The sequence below is a fragment of the Fusibacter sp. 3D3 genome, assembly GCF_001748365.1.
Lineage (GTDB): Bacteria > Bacillota > Clostridia > Peptostreptococcales > Acidaminobacteraceae > Fusibacter_A.
The window spans coordinates 1-19,733 of the sequence record NZ_BDHH01000023.1 but is presented as its reverse complement, the minus strand read 5'-3'; the positions used below and the strand labels follow the sequence as shown (position 1 = coordinate 19,733).

The following is a 19,733-nucleotide window of genomic DNA, read 5'->3' as shown; positions in this document are numbered from 1 at the left end:
TTATGAAAGTCATAAGAGAATGGAAGACCATGTTAATTCCATATGAACAAGCAGTTGAAGAATTAAAAGTAAAATTTAAAGCAATAAGGAATCAGTATAGAGAATTGAGTGAATATTCTCCGATAGAATTTGTGACTGGGCGTGTAAAGAAAATTTCGAGTATTATAGAAAAAGCTGAGCGCAGTAATATTGCCCTTGACCGTATAGAAGAAGAAATGGAAGATATTGCAGGATTAAGAGTGATGTGCCAGTTCATTGACGATATTTATCGTGTTGTAGATTTGATTCATGAAAGAAGCGGCAAGGACTTTGAAGTCTTATATGAAAAAGATTATATTAAATCGCCGAAAGAAAGCGGCTACAAGAGTTATCACATTATCGTACAATATCCAGTACACACGGCACTTGGCACCAAGAAAATCTTGTGTGAATTTCAAATACGAACACTGGCGATGAATTTTTGGGCAATTATTGAACATTCTCTAAGTTACAAGTACAAGTCTCAAATTCCAGATAATATTAGAGAAAGACTTCGCAATTCTGCAATTGCAGCAACTCAGCTTGATGAGGAAATGACTGCAATCAGTAAAGAAGTCATTAATGCACAGCTTTTGTTTGAAGAAAAATCGAATACGATAAGAGATATTACAACGCATATTCAAATCTTATTTTCTCAAGGCTTTGAACGTGAAGCAATTGATTTTGAAAAGCGATTTGAGAATATTAAAGATGATGATAATATGTTAGAATTAGAAATACTTTTGGCGGATATCAAAAAAGCACTTCCAAGATATAATCTCTTTGAGAAAGGTGCGCTTAAATGAAACGTTGGATGCAGACCCTTTTTTTAAAGCCTATTCGTTATGCGATTGATACGTATAATCTCATAGAACCAGGGGATCGCATTTTAGTAGGTGTTTCAGGTGGAAAGGATAGTAGTTTGCTTTTCTTTGCACTTGGACTTTTAAAAAAGTTTAATATCTATGACTTCGAACTGACGGGTTATATGGTCGATCATGGGATGTTAGAAGGGATAGAACCACATCAAGACTTTTATAAAAATATGGGATTATCTATAATAGTGCATGAAGAGCCATTTGTTTTCCTTTCAAATGATGTCAGTCCGTGTTATACTTGTTCACGTATGAGAAAAGGGATTATGCGAAAGTATGCTCTAAATAATGGGTATAATAAAATTGCATTTGGTCATACCAAGGATGATGTTGTGGAGACTTTCATGATGAATCTGATAAAACAGGGCAGAATTGCTGCAATTCCACCTGTTGTTAGAGATGAGACATCGCATCTCAAGATCATTAGACCGCTCGTATTTTTAGATGAAACTTCAATTGTGAATGCAATCCATACGCTTGAGGTTCCCATTGTAGCATCAAAATGTGAGCATGCAAAGACCAAGATCAGAGAACGTTCAGAAAAGATGATCTCAATAATAGAAGCTGAATTTCCTGAGTACTCAAGTCAAGTTATAAAAGCACTTTCCAATATAGACTTGGAGAGAACACTTGTAAAATTAGAGGAGCAATGAGTTTCATGAGCGTTTATGTGATAGGGGATCTACATCTTAGCTTTAATACGGATAAACCAATGGACGTTTTTGGAGAAGATTGGATAGAACATTATAAAAAAATAGAGATAGACTGGAAAGAGCAGATTAAAGATGAGGATCTTGTTATTATTCCTGGAGATACCTCGTGGGCTATTAGTTTTGAGGAAGCGCAGACGGATCTCAAGTGGTTAGATGCATTGCCAGGCAAAAAGGTTTTGGTAAAAGGCAATCATGATTACTGGTGGACCTCTAAGAAAAAAATGGACGATCAATTTGAGTCAATTTTCTTTATACACAACTCTTTCTTTGTATATAATGATTTGGCAATCTGTGGGACAAGAGGATGGTTATGCCCTAACGAAATACAATTTTCAGATAATGATGAAAAGATTTACAAAAGAGAGGTCATTAGACTTGAAAATTCATTAAAGCAGGCAGTGGCGCAAGGCTATGATCAAATTGTAGTGGCATTGCATTTTCCGCCAACAAATGATAAACGTGAGCCATCAAGGTTTACAGAGATTATAGAAAAATATCCTGTGACACATGTGGTTTTTGGCCATATTCATTCAAAAGAATATTTTAATGCCACACTTAAAGGCCTTTATAAAGGCGTTTCATATTATTTAACCTCATGTGATTATTTAGAATTTAAGCTTCTTAAGCTTGAGATTTAGAAAGGTAAAACATTGAACAGAGTTTATGAATTTGGTAATAAAAGGTTGGAATTGATACAGAGATTAGAAGTCGGAGAATTAGATAAAGAAACGTTTATTTTAGAAAATTACAGGCTGATTGGCAGTTATACACCTCAGAATTTTAATGTGAACTCTGTGGAAGAAGGTGTTGTGAAGTATCATTATTTCAATACTAAAGCGAAGAAGCTCATGCTTGAGGCCGATGAGCTGGAATTTAGAGATCCTAGGATGTCGGATCGTCTTAAAAATAATGCTTATGACTTTTATGTAAAGAAAGATAAGATCACACTGGCCATGCTTGAATATGTTAATTTTGAAGATGTAACCGCTTATTTTATTAATATGAACTCAAAATATCTTGAAGGTTCAATCTATGAGATTTGTTTTAAGGAACATGATAAGGTGATATTACATTCTAGGGATCGACGTATTTTATACAAGCTTAAATGTGCAGGTTGTTATGACGAAGAAACGCGCGATTCCATAATTGGCGATTATGTCAATACCAAAATTTAGATAATGGCGTTCCTATAGTGTGTCTGCACTATGAGAACGCCATCATGGATTAAGATACATTTTCATACCTATACGCCATGGAAGCTCCTTGAGTATGCTGCTTCACTTGGCGATGTTCACGATGTCGCTATAAAAAAAGGTTGTCCGATTTGGACGACCTTTTTTTATGAGATATCATCTATGGTTAGAGCATCAAAACTCAGTTTCGCATAACCCTCTACCCTATGTTGTATCGCATAGTCCGCCAAACTAATTCTTCCAAATAAATAATTTTAATTTTCCAATTATTTCAAAAAGGATTTTCTTCATTTATAGCGAATTATACAAGTATCACTAATTCGAGGAGAAATTCTATGGACGTTACTTTTGATCAAATCACACCTTATCGTAATGGTAAAGCAGGTTTAATAGCTGGCCTGTGTCAACAAATTGGACTGGATAAAATTTTTGATGAATTACTAACACCGCACACAGGACGACCATCGGATATTTCTTATGGTGTGCTGGCTCAGATGATGCTAGTTACTATGGCTGATGATCACCATCCACTTAGTAGAATCGGTGATTATTTCAAGACCATTGATGTAGGCTCGATCTTTAATACGCCCATCGACCTTGGYAAACTTAATGATGATAGATTTGGTGGTTTTTTAGATTTAATGCATGAAGCAGGTGGCTCTAAAATCATGTCCGCTATTGCGGTTAACGCTTTTAAACATTATGGAATCACCTTAAGTAGCGTGAACTTTGATACAACCTCAAAAATTATGTGGGGCGAATATAAAACTTCTGAAGGCGCAGTTGGAACGATTGATATTACTTTTGGGCATTCCAAACAACATCGTCCTGATAAAAAACAGATGAAATTATCCATGGGAACAACTCAGGGCATTTGCATCGATGGGAAAATTCACTCTGGAAATATGAGTGATAAAACTTATAATGTAGATAATCTGGAACGTGCCGTTGAACTTAAATCTCTTTTTAAAAGAGATGAAAATCCKTTTTTCTATATCGCAGATAGTGCTGCATTTACAAAAGATTTTTTGCAAAAGGCTCGCACCCTTGAGATGGACGTCATTACACGTATGCCAGATAATATTTTAGAGTGTAAACACGCCATTGAAAAAGCRCTTGATCAACTCGAAGAATTAACAGTTTWCGARATACCTTCTTCAACCACGCCATCAATCTATCGAATCCTCTCAGATCAGTGYGTATATCAGGATATAACGCTTAATATGGCGGTCTGTTATTCTCAAAAACTTGAAAAAACTAAGAGTGAAACAATTAAAAAACGTGTTTTAAAAGAACGTGAAGACCTTGAAAAACAACTTAAGTTATTATCAAAACGACCATTTGCATGTCTTGATGACGCATTAATCGAAATGGATGCTTTTAATAAACACGCTCTTAAGAAAAATAAATATCACACAATTTCACTTGAGTCTAGCGAAGAAACCATTAAGAGAGCTGGCCGCCCTAGTAAAAATCCAGAATTAAACACAACAAGAAATGTATACAAAATTCTTTATGAAATAAAACAAGAAACAGCTGTGATTGAACGTGCTATAAAAGAAGAATGTATCTTTGTAGTYGTTTCAACCAATCTAGACTTTAGCGGATATGATATTTTGCGCGAGTACAAAACACAAGGTGCTGTTGAACGCAAATTTCAGTTTCTGAAGTCCCCACAGTTTGTAAATTCATTATATGTTGATTCACCAAGACGCGTTGAATCTTTGGGGTACTTAATGCTCATTCTAATGCTTGTTTTAAGTGTTGGCGAATACGTTGTTAGAAGAGAAATGAACAAAGAATCTGCTACCATTATTGGTCCTGGAAACAAGAAGATGACAAGACCYTCTTTGATWGCKATTTTTCGTATTTTCTATTCAGTAGAATCGGTAGCGATCAATATAAACGGCAAGCTACACCGAGGATTAACTCAACCCTTGATGCCCAATGTCAAATCTGTAATGAATTATTTAGGAATACCAGAAGAAATTTTCATCCGTGGTTAAAAATAAAAACCATAAATTAACTATTGGGGATGTACGACACGTTCAGCGGACTATGCGTTCTAAAAAGAATTTTGCTTTTTATGATCCTATTTATAGCTTTAAGTAATAAATTTACTTTTTTTTACAGGTAGCATTGTTTCTTTCAATCAATCTGATAATTGGATTTGGGAATTGACGATTATCTTATGCCTCTCAATCATCTACAGTATAATAGAATTTTTTTATCTAAAAAATCTAATCCTTATTAAAAAAAGTTCAAATAATCTATTTAATAATATTGCTTTCTTTGTATTTCAGATTATAATCTTTTTAAGTTATAATCTGAGTATTTATCCTCAATTCGAAAATCATAATGATACGAGAACCTATTTTTCAATTTTTATCTTTTCAATATTAATCAGTGTAACGAGATCTAATTTTATGAAAAAGGTGATTTCAAATTAGAAAGCATTTCCAACTGCATACTATAACAGTCAGTAAAATATTGCTGCAGATTAAAAATCAATTATAAGTTACATAACGCATGCATTGGTAATGAGAAATTGGAAAAAAAATATTTTATGAAGATACAACAGATGTTTAAAGAATTAGAAATGGACGAAATGATGGATGTGAATGGTGGAGCTACTGCAACCGATATGGGCGATGGAACTGGAAATACAGTAGATAGAGGATTTGTTAGCAACATGAAATCTGGACTTGAATCTTATTGGAAAGAATCTAGAGAATATTTACCTAAAATTGGGCACGTATCTACAGGGGACCATTACGGAGTTGGTACTAATGTAATTTCGAACAAAGAAAGATCTGGCGGTAGTTTACAAATTGGAAATCACGAATTTAACATAACATTCAAAAACTAATGCGTTAATTTTTCAGCAAGGTGCAGTCATTCTATAAAATTAGTTATAGGATACTGTGCCTTATTCTTTAATAAGAGAGGCTCATACTATAATGATTAATTTTCTTAAGTCCCGCAGAAGCAATGACTTCCTACTGCTTTTTTTAAGTTGTGCCATCATAACTTCTATTTTAGTGCCGCCAACAATGACTCTGAATTTTTTGATAGCTGCGATGGTTATGATCATTTATTTAATTTCTATGTTTTTTACAAAAAAATATACCGCTACAGACGTTGAACACTCTTTTAAGCGTGCGATCTATTTGAGTATCAATCTCCTATTTCTAAAGAATATCATTTTTTCCGCGACTGAGCTTGCGCCGAATATAAGAAATGGCATTTTTGTGGAAGGACAATTGGCACTCCTAACACTACTCATTCCAATTAATTTCTTTCTATTCTATTACTGTTTGGAAATGGGGTTCTCTGTAGCTGAATTAGGCTTTAAATTTTCAAATATAAAGTTTGGAAAAACGATCATCATGATCATTACGACGATAAGTCTTTGTTATTTATTAATGCTGCTCAATCACAAGAAAATACTTTTGCCTCAAATAGGCACAACTTCATTCCTAATCAGCTTTTTAATCGCTATTATTGTACCCGCTTTCGCAGAAGAAGTCTTATTTCGCGGCGTGTTTCTCACGCAATTATTAGAATCTACTTCAAATTTAAAGTCTAAGCATTTAAGGATGATGCTTATTATTTCACTCGATTCATTTTTCTTTATTATTTTGCACTCATGGCTCTATATTGGTCATTTCAATTGGCTAGTGGGCGCTATTGTCATCTCCATTTTCGGTTGTATCTCAAGATTTTATATGGGAAATATTATCTATGCTATTATTTTACATGCTTTTATGAATACTATTTTAACTTGGTAAGTGCACCTATAGTGTACTTACTACCTCTTTGGGTGTACACTTTGGGTATCCGACACCAAAAGAGATATGCATCATCGGTTGAAGGTTGATTAAATTCTTAACAGGATCTACAAAATAAGCGAGCAAAGCATTAAAAACCAATAATTGTCCAATGGTCAAATTGCCCCGCATCGCATTTAATGCACCGATCCATAAAATAACAATGCCGCCGCCAATCGCCATAAGTGTATCAATCATAATCGTCAGTGTGGCACCTGAAATGGCATCTCTTATCTTACCCGCATCCATAAATCGGGATATAATCTCCCCGACTTTACGTGTCCCGAAAAAATTCATCGGTAAATCCAAAACATGATTATAATAGCCAAGGATCATCGGAACGTCTATCCGTTGACTCAAATAAAGGAGCAAATAACTTCTAAATGAATTCAATATAATTTTAAAGACATTAAGTAGTATAATCCCTATCGAAATCACGTGAAGTGAGTTTAATAAGCCATAAGGTAAAATATCATCCAATAGAAATTTAAAGTAAAATGCCCCTMATATCCCTAAGAATGTATAGAGTAGAGATGCTAAAAATACATGTATTAYTAAATTTTTTTGAGGTACAAGCAAACCAAAAAAACGTTTAAAAATACCTTGTGTCATGTCTCCTTTTTCAAATTTCACATCAGGGACTAAGAGGATTAAAACGCCTGTCCATAACTTCATAAAGTCATCGAGTTCATAGGTTATCAAGCCTTTGGCAGGATCTGCTACGATTATTTTATCTTTCGCAATTTTATGTATCACCATATAATGTAGCAGCGAACCCTCCACGACTAYGTGAGCGATTGCAGGTAATGGAAAYTCAGAAAAAAGTGCTTCTTTATCTCCTTTGACCCMTTTTGCTGAAAAGCCCAATTCTTCTGCTGCCTTAATGACRCCATARGCATTTGTCCCCTGCTTATCCGTTCCAGCGATTTCTCTAATTCTCGTTATTGGTATTTTAAGACCMTATTGTTTTGAAACTGTGGCAAGACATGCTGCACCACAGTCCGTTGTGTCGTATTGCTTGACGCAATGAAACTTTTCTTTTATAAAAAACATGAAACCCTCCGATGCGATTTATGAGAATTTTAATGCAATGAACACTTGTTGGACACATAAAAATTGTAATATAGTGTAAGAGTGAATAGGTTATACCCATTTTCAAGATAACATAGCCCGCCTGGTTTTACAATAGGCTATATGCATTTTGTTCTATTTTTTACTTTTTTTGTTTTTGTTATTGACAGATTATTTCCCATCTGGTACCATAAAATTAATCTTGTGGCAATTATTCTAGAAAATATTGCTGCAGATTAAAAATCAATTATAAGTTACATAACGCATGCATTGGTAATGAGAAATTGGAAAAATGATATTTTATGGAGGTATAACAGATGTTTAAAGAATTAGAAATGGAAGAAATGATGACAATTGAAGGTGGTCACTACGGCTATGCTGAACAATTTGAAAATAGTGAACAATTTCCTGATGCAGTAAATACTGCAATGGCTTGTGCTGGAGAAATTGCTTATAAAGAAGTAATAGAACCCGTCTATAACAATATAAAAGCAAAAGTTGAGGAAGTTAGTGAAATTTTCCACAAATGGTATTAGCAAAATAATTAAAGGTAGCGGTTTCTCCGCTACCTTTATTCAGGAGTAAATATGAAAAAAAAATTTATTTTTTTTAGCACAATATTCTTTTTTTTAACATTGATCGCTTTTTTCAATATAAACCACCAAGAAACACCAACTATCAATCCCGCTATCGAAACAGCTTATAATGCTACATATAAAATGTTGGATTCAGTAAAAGAAAAATCCGATTTTGGAATGAATATAACAGGTAATCTAATTTTTGAAGTCCAAGGCAATCAGCTTGCAGTTTTTGATACTAATATGAATAATATTGGAAACATATCACTACCGTTTTCTAGATCAAACATAATAAAATACAAGCAATCATCAGAAAAAAATATAATCTATATCATCACTATTGATTCTGAAAATTATAAGAAAATATATAGCGAAACAATGTTAACGCCTAAAAATATCTATGAAATAAATCTATCTACATTTGAGTTCAAAAAGATGGTTACCGACTCATCTATTGTATTAGATATTATGTCTCAGAAAATTGAAAATGGAAAAATTTACGGAAAATATATTAAAGAAGATAAAATATATTATGGTTATCTTGACACAACAATAAATATATTCACTGACATCGTTAAATTAGATCAAATTAACTTCCATGACATTTATTATAACGATCAACTTCTCGCTAAAGTTCAAATTTCAGAATCTGGAAACATTTTAGTAACCGCTCCATCAGGAACTCTTATTTATCAAAACAGAATAAAAGTTGGCTATACAAATCTATATTCTTCTTTAAAGCCATTTGAATATACCGTTGGCGATAATTGTATCTATTTTCTTGATGAGACTAAAGAACAATTCGGAAATTTACGATGCTTTAATACGTTATTAAATAAATTTTCAAGCTTTGATTATGAAATTTCAGCACCTCTTCACAGTATAAGCTATATTTCAAAAAATCGTATTAAAGCCCTATTTTATAAAGAATCTAATGTGTTTCATTTTTCTGAACAAACATTTAGTTTTGATACTCCAACAAATACAAGGGAATGTGATTCTGATAGAATCACATTCGTTGAGTCAAATACTGAAAATATAGTACTATATTTTCAATGCCTAGAAACTAAAATCAATATAATATATGAAGATATATCTCAAAATATGAGCTTAACACTTGATACTCAACCTTATTTAGAATATGATATTGAAAAAAATCGCCATGAACTTATTGATTCCAGCGGAAATAGTATCTCTACATATATTTATATTCATACTGATAGCAATAGTAAGAATCCTGTAGTGATATTCCTTCATGGTGGTCCCTTTAACAGATTCTATCTTGACGATATGAATGAGCAAACCTTTTTTCTATACAAACTTGGTTATAACATAGTCGAGCTAAATTATTTTGGTTCTGAAGGTTTAGGTTCAAACTATCGCAACTTAGCAGGTCAGAACCTCCCCGAAGCAGCACTAATAAATGTTGGTACTGTAATAGATTGGATCAGTACCGTTCCTTCAATGGATAAAAACAACATTTCTGTTATTGGAAATTCATTTGGAGGGTATTTAAGCATGCTTTCCAAGCTTAGATACCCTGATAAAATAAAATGTGCAATTGCTATATCACCATCTTCAATTTATGATATCGAAGCCGCCGATATCTATGAATATCAGGATACTATTAAAGACTCAGATAATTATGATGTTATTAATTTATTAAGAAAGAATCCACAAAAAATTGGCATCATCTTCAATCCACTTGATCCCAGTCTTAAAGTAAAAATTAATTGGAAAACTATATCAAAATCAAATCCCACACTTCATATTATCGATACCTTTAATAAGGGACACTCAGCTTCCTTAGTATCATTTAAGAAGGCCGTTTATTATTTAGTTGAACAGACAAATGTTAAAAAATAAATAAGCTAATCTCTTTTGGTGTCGGACACCAAAAGAGGTTATAAGCCATAAGGTAAAATATCATCCAATAGAAATTTAAAGTAAAATGCCCCTAATATCCCTAAGAATGTATAGAGTAGAGATGCTAAAAATACATGTATTACTAAATTTTTTTGAGGTACAAGCAAATCAAAAAAACGTTTAAAAATACCTTGTGTCATGTCTCCTTTTTCAAATTTCACATCAGGGACTAAGAGAATTAAAACGCCTGTCCATAACTTCATAAAGTCATCAAGTTCATAGGTTATCAAGCCTTTGGCAGGATCTGCTACGATTATTTTATCTTTCGCAATTTTATGTATCACCATATAGTGTAGCAGTGAACCCTCCACGACTACGTGAGCGATTGCAGGTAATGGAAACTCAGAAAAAAGTGCTTCTTTATCTCCTTTGACCCCTTTTGCTGAAAAGCCCAATTCTTCTGCTGCCTTAATGACGCCATARGCATTTGTCCCCTGCTTATCCGTTCCAGCGATTTCTCTAATTCTCGTTATTGGTATTTTAAGACCMTATTGTTTTGAAACTGTGGCAAGACATGCTGCACCACAGTCCGTTGTRTCGTATTGCTTGACGCAATGAAACTTTTCTTTTATAAAAAACATGAAACCCTCCGATGCGATTTATGAAAATTTTAATGCAATGAACACTTGTTGGACACATAAAAATTGTAATATAGTGTAAGAGTGAATAGGTTATACCCATTTTCAAGATAACATAGCCCACCTAGTTTTACAATAGGCTATATGTATTTTATTCTATTTTTTACTTTTTTTGTTTTTGCTATTGACACGACATTTCCCATCTGGTACCATAAAATTAATCTTGTGGCAATTATTCTAGAAAATATTGCTGCAGATTAAAAATCAATTATAAGTTACATAACGCATGCATTGGTAATGAGAAATTGGAAAAATGATATTTTATGGAGGTATAACAGATGTTTAAAGAATTAGAAATGGAAGAAATGATGGATGTGAATGGTGGACATTACGGATACGGAGAAAGTCCTGAAAACAATAAACTCTTTCCTGACGCCGTAAATAAAGTAATGGCATTTGTAGCAGACGTCGCTACAAGACCAATTAGAGACGCTATAACAACTGTTTGTGACGCGTACAACACACAGTGGAATCCAGAATAATTAATAAAATCAGGTGGCAGATTTACTTTCTGCTACCTGGTTTTTAGGAGTATTTATGAAAAAAAGAATAATCTTCGTATTTCTATTACTATCTGCAGTAATCATGAATCAAATTAATTTCAAATCAGAAACTCAAACACCTATAAATCAGTATATCGAGAATGCATATAACGAAATCTACAACAGTGGTTCTTATGCCTTCGAAAGTGATTATAGCATAAATGCTACTGGTTCAAAAGTATTTAAAATAAGCAAAAACATTATGAAAGTTTATAATCCTAATTTGGTTGAAATCGATGAGATTGAACTTCCCTTTGATCGAAATGATATTGTTAAATACATAACCCCAACAAATGAAAACATTAAATATATAGCAACTGTAGATTACTCGAATTACACAGCTGTTTATAATGAAACTTCATTGACACCTAAAAGTATTTACTCAATTGACTTTTCCACCTCTGAAGTAATAAAACTCAGTAATGATGAATGTCTCATATTTGATATTATGAGTTCCGTTGTAGATGAGAGAAAGCTTTATATAAAGTATGCCTTTGACGATCACCTATATTATGGTTATCTTGATCTTTTTACTGGAAAATTTCAATCGGTTGTTGAGTTGAATAAAGATAATTATTATGATATTTATGATAATTCTACTCTATTAGCTACCGTTGAAACTACTGATGACAAAAGAATTGAAGTTAATTCTGTATTAGGTACATCAATATATATGAATAGAATCGTATCCAATCACCCAGAGCGTTCATTTGCATTAACGCCATTTAAATATATTGTACAAGACGGAAAAATTTACTTTTTAGATGAAACAAGAGGTTCATATGGCACACTTAGGTGTTTTGATACACTTTCAAATCAGTTTAGTGCGATCACCTATGAGCTAACGGCTCCACTTTATAAAATTGGGCTTCGTAGTGGTAGCGATGAAATCAGGGTTTCATTTTATGATGACTCATCCCAATCCCCGTATGTTGAACATACCTATTCTTTCAACGAATCCCTCACGGATGATCATTCTACAGAGATAGTGAAAAAAAATACATTCTCAAGATTACAATTCGTCTCCTCAACGGATCAAAAAGTTGGAATAACCTATCAGTTTTCTGAGAAAAGTATTGAAATTATATATACCAATTCAAACACCAACACAGAACAGATCTTAGAAACAGTCCCGTTTCCTGAATATAGAGTGAACAAAATCGCACAAGAAATCAAAGATAAAAAAGGTAATACAATTTTAACCTATATATACAAACATCCCGATTCTGAAAAATACCCCGTTGTGATTTTTATTCATGGAGGACCATTTACAAGATATACCAAGAACCAAATAGATCCCCAAGCCTCTTTGATCTATAAACTTGGTTACAATATTATTGAACTCAATTATTTTGGTTCKGATGGTTTAGGCATATATTACCGTGAATTGGCTGATCAAAATCTTCCAGAAGCTGCCTTAGGWAAYGTAGAAGCATTRATAGATTGGATTGATCAAACACCTGAAATGGATGGAGATAATATCTCTGTTTTCGGAAATTCGTTTGGAGGYTATTTGAGCATGCTCACAAAGCTCCGTTTTCCTGACAGAATCAAATGTGCAATTGCTATAGCTCCAGGCTCAATTAATGACATTAAARCWGGGAACTTGTATGAATACAAGGAAACACTAGAAAATTCAGATGATTATGATGTCATTCATTTATTGAAACAAAACCCTCAAGAAATTGGTATYGTTTACAACTATCTTGACCCTCAATTGGCTGTTAAGACTGATTGGAAAACTGTTGCTAAAACAAATCCATCTCTAAAGATCCTCGATCAATTTGATCAAGGACATTTTGTGCCTCCAGATTCATTTAAAAAAGCTGTCTACTATTTAATAGATCAGACAAAATGAAGACAACTTGAGAGCTTCTATTGTAAAGAAGGGGGGGCTATAAAATGAACACCCAAAAAACTCACTTTATGTTCTAATTTTAACCTTGAGCCCGATCAATTCATTTTCATTGCACTTTTCTCCTCGGGCTCAGGATTATAGCTTCTCGAAACTATTGGTATTAATTACGATGTCTTTCAGAAGCAAAAGAAATACTTAGTCTGAAGTTCAACCGTACAAGCTCAGATATTCTAAATGCTGTCCTCAGCTTACCCGCATCCATAAATCGGGATATAATCTCCCCGACTTTACGTGTCCCGAAAAAATTCATCGGCAAATCCAAAACATGATTATAATAGCCAAGGATCATTGGAACGTCTATCCGTTGACTCAAATAAAGGAGCAAATAACTTCTAAATGAATTCAATATAATTTTAAAGACATTAAGTAGTATAATACCTATCGAAATCACGTGAAGTGAGTTTAATAAGCCATAAGGTAAAATATCATCCAATATAAATTTAAAGTAAAATGCCCCTAATATCCCCAATAATGTATAGAGTAGAGATGCTAAAAATACATGCATTATTAAATTTTTTTGAGGTACAAGCAAACCAAAAAAACGTTTAAAAATACCTTGAGTCATGTCTCCTTTTTCAAATTTCACATCAGGGACTAAGAGGATTAAAACGCCTGTCCATAACTTCATAAAGTCATTGAGTTCATAGGTTATCAAGCCTTTGGCAGGATCTGCTACGATTATTTTATCTTTCGCAATTTTATGTATCACCATATAGTGTAGCAGTGAACCCTCCACGACTACGTGAGCGATTGCAGGTAATGGAAACTCAGAAAAAAGTGCTTCTTTATCTCCTTTGACCCCTTTTGCTGAAAAGCCCAATTCTTCTGCTGCCTTAATGACGCCATAGGCATTTGTCCCCTGCTTATCCGTTCCAGCGATTTCTCTAATTCTCGTTATTGGTATTTTAAGACCATATTGTTTTGAAACTGTGGCAAGACATGCTGCACCACAGTCCGTTGTGTCGTATTGCTTGACGCAATGAAACTTTTCTTTTATAAAAAACATGAAACCCTCCGATGTGATTTAAGAAAATTTTAATGCAATGAACACTTGTTGGACACATAAAAATTGTAATATAGTGTAAGCGTGAATAGGTTATACCCATTTTCAAGATAACATAGCCCGCCTGGTTTTACAATAGGCTATATGTATTTTGTTCTATTTTTTACTTTTTTTGTTTTTGCTATTGACACGATATTTCCCATCTGGTACCATAAAATTAATCTTGTGGCAATTATTCTAGAAAATATTGCTGCAGATTAAAAATCAATTATAAGTTACATAACGCATGCATTGGTAATGAGAAATTGGAAAAATGATATTTTATGGAGGTATAAAAGATGTTTAAAGAATTAGAAATGGAAGAAATAATGGATGTGAATGGTGGAGCTACTGCAACCGATATGGGCGATGGAACTGGAAATACAGTAGATAGAGGATTTGCTAGCAACATGAAATATGGACTTGAATCTTATTGGAAAGAATCTAGAGAATATTTACCTAAAGTTCATGTCGACTTCAATCCTCCAGTCAAAGTAGAAATAACTGACGGTAATATTCACGTCGAAGGCACTACTGGTATGATTAAAGGTAGCATAGACTTCAAATACTAGTAAATAATAAATTGATCAACAAACACACAGTTGGGCTTGAGCTTTTAAGTAAAATTCAAGCTCATCTGTGCTTTTTTATTTTAGAAAGGTGGGGCATATTGCTTAATTTTAAGATTTCTCTGAATAATTCCAACTTATATTTGCTAATTTTTCTGCTTATATCTGCATTAGAAGCTATTTTTCTCCCACAGATGATTCCATTATCTGTGATTTTAGGAATCATTGCTTTGCTTATGTATTTGTTCTCTCATTTTTTAACCAAAAAATATCTGTCAACCTCTACTAATGATAAAATAACACAAACCTCATTTTTAATTCTCACGATCTTTGCGTTAAGATTTATGACCTTTAGTTCATCTGATTTAGCTAACAATATCACTAATGGTATTTTTGTAGCTGGGCAAATTGCATTCTTAATTCAAATAGTGCCCTTAAATCTCTTTATCATTCAGCATTGTATCAATATGGGATTTTCATTTGATGAATTGGGCCTTAAGTTTAAAAAAATGAACTTTCAGAAGACTTTTACTATGACTGTTGCTACCGCTTCTCTATGCTTTTTTTATGCATTAATGAGCAATCAGCTTCAAGTTTTCAGTCACTTATTTACAATTTCCTTTGCGTTAAATATTCTGGTAGGGATTATTACAACGACATTTATAGAGGAATTGTTGGTACGCGGTGTACTCTTCTCACATTTAATGCGTATAACAGGGACGATAGAGCCTACACGTTTAAGGTTCACAATTATAGTCTGTGTTAATACGCTCGTTTTTGTATTGCTACATAATTGGTTTCTTGTTTTCAATATTCAATGGCTATTAACCGCCATCTTGATTTCACTCTTTGGATGCATTTCAAGATTTTACTGCAACAACATTAGCTTGGTTATTATCTTGCATGCATTTATCAATTTCTTGGTCTCTCAATAGGAGATTATTCATGATCATCACGTTACATCAATCGCTTATAATTATTCTAAATTTGTAACTATTCAGTCGCATGATCTAATATCAAGCAAAAAATCATCATAATAAGTCACATCACAACTAGAAAAAACAACACTGTGAAACCCAATTCGTTATTAATAAAAAAATGGCTTTAATCCTTTGAAAACACTGTTTTTGTCTGTTGATTAATGGTATAATTATAGTAGATAAAACAGGAAGGAAAGTCGTGAAAATGAGTGAAAATCTAAATTCTAAAACAATAAAAGAGCTTATTGAGAAAATTGATGATTTAACATCAATTATTAGTACCTCTTTGGGTGTCCGACACCAAATGAGGTACGACACCAAATGAGGTAGAAATCACGTGAAGTGAGTTTAATAAGCCATAAGGTAAAATATCATCCAATAGAAATTTAAAGTAAAATGCCCCTCATATCCCTAAGAATGTATAGAGTAGAGATGCTAAAAATACATGTATTATTAAATTTTTTTGAGGTACAAGCAAACCAAAAAAACGTTTAAAAATACCTTGTGTCATGTCTCCTTTTTCAAATTTCACATCAGGGACTAAGAGAATTAAAACGCCTGTCCATAACTTCATAAAGTCATCGAGTTCATAGGTTATCAAGCCTTTGGCAGGATCTGCTACGATTATTTTATCTTTCGCAATTTTATGTATCACCATATAATGTAGCAGCGAACCCTCCACGACTATGTGAGCGATTGCAGGTAATGGAAACTCAGAAAAAAGTGCTTCTTTATCTCCTTTGACCCCTTTTGCTGAAAAGCCCAATTYTTCTGCTGCCTTAATGACRCCATARGCATTTGTCCCCTGCTTATCCGTTCCAGCGATTTCTCTAATTCTCGTTATTGGTATTTTAAGACCATATTGTTTTGAAACTGTGGCAAGACATGCTGCACCACAGTCCGTTGTGTCGTATTGCTTGACGCAATGAAACTTTTCTTTTATAAAAAACATGAAACCCTCCGATGCGATTTATGAGAATTTTAATGCAATGAACACTTGTTGGACACATAAAAATTGTAATATAGTGTAAGAGTGAATAGGTTATACCCATTTTCAAGATAACATAGCCCGCCTGGTTTTACAATAGGCTATATGCATTTTGTTCTATTTTTTACTTTTTTTGTTTTTGCTATTGACAGATTATTTCCCATCTGGTACCATAAAATTAATCTTGTGGCAATTATTCTAGAAAATATTGTTGCAGATTAAAAATCAATTTAAGTTACATAACGCATGCATTAGTAATGAGAAATTAGAAAAATGATATTTTATGGAGGTATTAAAGATGTTTAAAGAATTAGAAATGGAAGAAATGATGGATGTGAATGGTGGTAATGCACTTGATACTATTGAACAATTAATTGGAGGTGTTGTTGCAATTGCGGCTGTGTCCTCATATTTACAGCAAGGCTCGCCTTCAGCTAAATTAACAAATACAGGAGCGGCAGCAGTTGGTGCTGTTGGCGCTGGTATAGTGGCGGTTGCGCAAGATCATAGAAATTCACCTTCTGGTACTCCATTTATAGAATCTGATGGGTTTTCTAGTCACTAATTAAAAACTAGAAGTACTAAGGTGTATCCTAAGCCTTAGTACTTCTTTCTGAACTTCTTATGAAAGGTACACTAAAAACCTGAAATGCCTATACGCCAAAGGTTTTGTCCGGTTTCCGTGTAATTGTTTTAGTGTAACCATTACACTAAAAATAGAAACTCACTGTGAGTAGAAACACTTGCTAATTCAGCATTGCTATGATTTAGTGTAACTTCCTTGCAAAGTTCAGATTCTTATCACATATAATATAAAAGAGGAGCAAACTATGTTGTTAAGCGATCAAAAAAAAGCATTATTACGAATGATTTCTCCGAATCCAATTTTAACACTAGGAATATTGTTTATAGTATTATGGTTAAACGGATTGCATACCCTGATCTATTTAGTGCCTTTAATAGTATTTTTATATATATTAATCACTTCTTTTATATTCTACAACACAAGTTCTACATTGCTCAGAAACATTAAAAAATATAACAGCAACAAACTATTTATCCAAATAAAATCTAAAAATATTTTTGCAATAGAAATTAAATATTACACAGAAGATAGACTAGATGAAATATTGGTAAATTTTAGTATAACTACACAAAAAGAAATATTGGACTTAATCGAATCTAATAAAAATTATCATTTTATAGTTCTACCTAGTCTTAAAAAGCAACTAATACTTAAAATTATCTCTTAATCTATATAAATTGCGAATAATAATTCACATTAAACGGGACCAAAATGGAATTTCGTTATTTATCCTACATTCCGCTGAATGGGTTACAAAAATTCAACATTTAAATCCAATATTTTTTACACCTTAACTAGAACCTCTGATAAAGATATTGAGAGGTATCTCTAAATTGTTTAAAATTTTTATAAGAGATTCATCAAAGTTGCTGACATAGCTCCGCTTCCACGATTTGTTAGGATGTTTTATAACACGTACACGAATAGAATAGAACATGTCGTATATCGCTCTTTGAGTAGGGTTTTTCATTTTTACTTGACTAGGTCTAATAATTTGATCTCGATACCCTCTACGGACAACATACCCAGCTGTGGATAGCAACAACATTAGATGAGCATTCAAATACGAAAAAAATGAAGTACGACCACGTCTGCGCTTGAGTTTGGATTATATCGTAAAATCTATCTTATGGTATTTGAAATTTCTGAGATCTTTCAATTTGAGTTTTATATTTTGTGCTATAAGTAGGTTGCATTTTTTAACGAGTGTCCTTTGTAACCCAGTAATCATAGGATTGACCCTTGTGATCTTTAATTGTAATCGTATCAAGATCATCAAGATGTTTTATAACCTCATCAATTGCATCTTTGGCAAGGAGTACATTGTCTGGCATGCGTGTAATTAACTTGATTGAACGGTCTGTTGCCATATCTAAATTTTTTTTGGAGAACAGGGCACTACCAGCTCTATAGTAAAAATCAGATTTTTCAACTTGAAGATTTTCTAGAACTCCATTCAACCGTTCAATCTTTTTCAGTATGACAGATCCTTACAAGAATAAGTTCTGTTTGTGGTTCTTAATATGCTCCAAGCGAACAACTAGGTTATGTCGATCCATCAAAACCTCAGTATTTTGCTTGGGGACTTGCTGGATTAGTTACTAGTGGACCTGTTGGCTATGTCGCTGGAGTTCTTGGTTCTTATGCATCTAGAAAATTAGACGAAGCTGGATACTAAGCCAATTTAATAATGATCTAATTCAATATTAAAGTACACATTGTTGTATATTTATAGACACAGATATTAGTATTCACATACATATCTGTGTCTATATTCACATTACAGTAATCATTAATTTTATTATAGAGGTAACCTTTCTATGTTATATAGTTCAGCAAGCTTAAATGAATTGAAAGAAAAAGAAAAAAGAAAATATTTTTTTCTAACGCATAGTCCGCCAAACTAATTCTTCCAAATAAATAATTTTGATTTTCCAATTATTTCAAAAAGGATTTTCTTCATTTATAGCGAATTATACAAGTATCACTAATTCGAGGAGAAATTCTATGGACGTTACTTTTGATCAAATCACACCTTATCGTAATGGTAAAGCAGGTTTAATAGCTGGCCTGTGTCAACAAATTGGACTGGATAAAATTTTTGATGAATTACTAACACCGCACACAGGACGACCATCGGATATTTCTTATGGTGTGCTGGCTCAGATGATGCTAGTTACTATGGCTGGTGATCACCATCCACTTGGTAGAATCGGTGATTATGTCAAGAACATTGATGTAGGCTATATCTTTAATACGCCCATCG

The 19,733-nt window shown here is 33.2% G+C and carries 18 protein-coding genes and 4 pseudogenes; 17 read left to right on the top strand and 5 right to left on the bottom strand.

Going from position 1 to position 19,733, the window contains the following annotated elements; all coding sequences use genetic code 11:
• Positions 1 to 2: 2 nt before the first annotated feature.
• The 8 genes from F3D3_RS19905 (at position 3) to F3D3_RS19875 (ending at position 6,590) form a co-directional block, all read left to right on the top strand.
• The gene (locus tag F3D3_RS19905) at positions 3 to 824 is read left to right on the top strand and encodes a GTP pyrophosphokinase family protein (RefSeq protein ID WP_069876190.1); all 822 of its coding nucleotides are present in this window, start codon (positions 3 to 5) and stop codon (positions 822 to 824) included.
• A complete protein-coding gene (locus F3D3_RS19900; RefSeq protein ID WP_069876189.1) occupies positions 821 to 1,546 on the top strand; it encodes a tRNA 2-thiocytidine biosynthesis TtcA family protein in 726 nt (241 codons plus the stop codon). Before F3D3_RS19905 ends, F3D3_RS19900 begins: the two co-directional genes overlap by 4 nt.
• A gap of 5 nt (positions 1,547 to 1,551) precedes the next feature.
• A complete protein-coding gene (locus F3D3_RS19895; RefSeq protein ID WP_069876234.1) occupies positions 1,552 to 2,244 on the top strand; it encodes a metallophosphoesterase in 693 nt (230 codons plus the stop codon).
• A 12-nt stretch (positions 2,245 to 2,256) separates the two neighbouring features.
• Positions 2,257 to 2,781, top strand: a complete 525-nt coding sequence (locus tag F3D3_RS19890; protein ID WP_069876188.1) for a DUF6648 family protein — start codon at positions 2,257 to 2,259, stop codon at positions 2,779 to 2,781.
• 30 nt (positions 2,782 to 2,811) lie between these two features.
• Positions 2,812 to 2,994, top strand: a complete 183-nt coding sequence (locus tag F3D3_RS24770; RefSeq protein ID WP_242877178.1) for a hypothetical protein — start codon at positions 2,812 to 2,814, stop codon at positions 2,992 to 2,994.
• Positions 2,995 to 3,134: 140 nt separating this feature from the next.
• Positions 3,135 to 4,805 carry an IS1634 family transposase gene (locus F3D3_RS19885; protein WP_069876187.1) on the top strand — a complete coding sequence of 557 codons (1,671 nt, stop codon included), beginning with the start codon at positions 3,135 to 3,137 and terminating at the stop codon, positions 4,803 to 4,805.
• Between the two features lie 575 nt (positions 4,806 to 5,380).
• Positions 5,381 to 5,668 carry a hypothetical protein gene (locus F3D3_RS19880; protein ID WP_069876186.1) on the top strand — a complete coding sequence of 96 codons (288 nt, stop codon included), beginning with the start codon at positions 5,381 to 5,383 and terminating at the stop codon, positions 5,666 to 5,668.
• A 238-nt stretch (positions 5,669 to 5,906) separates the two neighbouring features.
• On the top strand, positions 5,907 to 6,590 hold the full coding sequence (locus tag F3D3_RS19875) for a CPBP family intramembrane glutamic endopeptidase (RefSeq protein WP_175438434.1): 684 nt from the start codon (positions 5,907 to 5,909) through the stop codon (positions 6,588 to 6,590).
• A 69-nt stretch (positions 6,591 to 6,659) separates the two neighbouring features.
• Here the strand turns inward: F3D3_RS19875 and F3D3_RS19870 are convergent.
• Positions 6,660 to 7,682: pseudogene (locus F3D3_RS19870) on the bottom strand (cysteine peptidase family C39 domain-containing protein); the annotation flags it as partial.
• A 335-nt stretch (positions 7,683 to 8,017) separates the two neighbouring features.
• Here F3D3_RS19870 and F3D3_RS19865 point away from each other — a divergent pair.
• Both F3D3_RS19865 and F3D3_RS19860 read left to right on the top strand, forming a co-directional pair.
• Positions 8,018 to 8,236 (top strand): hypothetical protein, encoded by a 219-nt coding sequence (locus F3D3_RS19865; protein WP_069876183.1) that lies wholly within the window; start codon positions 8,018 to 8,020, stop codon positions 8,234 to 8,236.
• Between the two features lie 51 nt (positions 8,237 to 8,287).
• Positions 8,288 to 10,144 carry a S9 family peptidase gene (locus tag F3D3_RS19860; protein ID WP_069876182.1) on the top strand — a complete coding sequence of 619 codons (1,857 nt, stop codon included), beginning with the start codon at positions 8,288 to 8,290 and terminating at the stop codon, positions 10,142 to 10,144.
• Between the two features lie 41 nt (positions 10,145 to 10,185).
• On the opposite strand, the pseudogene F3D3_RS19855 reads toward F3D3_RS19860, so the two are convergent.
• A pseudogene (locus tag F3D3_RS19855) lies at positions 10,186 to 10,785 on the bottom strand (cysteine peptidase family C39 domain-containing protein); the annotation flags it as partial.
• Between the two features lie 335 nt (positions 10,786 to 11,120).
• Here F3D3_RS19855 and F3D3_RS19850 point away from each other — a divergent pair.
• Together F3D3_RS19850 and F3D3_RS19845 are read left to right on the top strand one after the other, a co-directional pair.
• Positions 11,121 to 11,324, top strand: a complete 204-nt coding sequence (locus tag F3D3_RS19850; protein ID WP_069876180.1) for a hypothetical protein — start codon at positions 11,121 to 11,123, stop codon at positions 11,322 to 11,324.
• Positions 11,325 to 11,379: 55 nt separating this feature from the next.
• A complete protein-coding gene (locus F3D3_RS19845) occupies positions 11,380 to 13,242 on the top strand; it encodes a S9 family peptidase (protein WP_069876179.1) in 1,863 nt (620 codons plus the stop codon).
• 235 nt (positions 13,243 to 13,477) lie between these two features.
• On the opposite strand, the pseudogene F3D3_RS19840 reads toward F3D3_RS19845, so the two are convergent.
• Positions 13,478 to 14,308 (bottom strand): annotated as a pseudogene (locus F3D3_RS19840) (cysteine peptidase family C39 domain-containing protein); the annotation flags it as partial.
• A gap of 335 nt (positions 14,309 to 14,643) precedes the next feature.
• On the opposite strand from F3D3_RS19840, the gene F3D3_RS19835 reads away from it, so the two are divergent.
• Together F3D3_RS19835 and F3D3_RS19830 are read left to right on the top strand one after the other, a co-directional pair.
• Positions 14,644 to 14,916 carry a hypothetical protein gene (locus F3D3_RS19835; protein ID WP_069876177.1) on the top strand — a complete coding sequence of 91 codons (273 nt, stop codon included), beginning with the start codon at positions 14,644 to 14,646 and terminating at the stop codon, positions 14,914 to 14,916.
• Positions 14,917 to 15,014: 98 nt separating this feature from the next.
• A complete protein-coding gene (locus F3D3_RS19830) occupies positions 15,015 to 15,848 on the top strand; it encodes a CPBP family intramembrane glutamic endopeptidase (protein ID WP_069876176.1) in 834 nt (277 codons plus the stop codon).
• A gap of 373 nt (positions 15,849 to 16,221) precedes the next feature.
• Here F3D3_RS19830 and F3D3_RS19825 read toward each other — a convergent pair.
• Positions 16,222 to 16,845, bottom strand: a pseudogene (locus F3D3_RS19825) (cysteine peptidase family C39 domain-containing protein); the annotation flags it as partial.
• Between the two features lie 334 nt (positions 16,846 to 17,179).
• On the opposite strand from F3D3_RS19825, the gene F3D3_RS19820 reads away from it, so the two are divergent.
• Complete coding sequence (locus tag F3D3_RS19820; RefSeq protein WP_069876174.1) at positions 17,180 to 17,446, top strand: hypothetical protein; 267 nt, start codon at positions 17,180 to 17,182, stop codon at positions 17,444 to 17,446.
• A gap of 265 nt (positions 17,447 to 17,711) precedes the next feature.
• Positions 17,712 to 18,134 (top strand): hypothetical protein, encoded by a 423-nt coding sequence (locus tag F3D3_RS19815; protein ID WP_069876173.1) that lies wholly within the window; start codon positions 17,712 to 17,714, stop codon positions 18,132 to 18,134.
• Between the two features lie 532 nt (positions 18,135 to 18,666).
• On the opposite strand, the gene F3D3_RS19810 is transcribed toward F3D3_RS19815, so the two are convergent.
• Positions 18,667 to 18,927, bottom strand: coding sequence for a hypothetical protein (locus F3D3_RS19810; RefSeq protein ID WP_069876172.1), 261 nt, complete (start codon positions 18,925 to 18,927; stop codon positions 18,667 to 18,669).
• Between the two features lie 547 nt (positions 18,928 to 19,474).
• On the opposite strand from F3D3_RS19810, the gene F3D3_RS19805 reads away from it, so the two are divergent.
• Positions 19,475 to 19,733: DUF4277 domain-containing protein (locus F3D3_RS19805; protein ID WP_139132155.1), on the top strand; the 259-nt coding region annotated here is incomplete at its 3' end.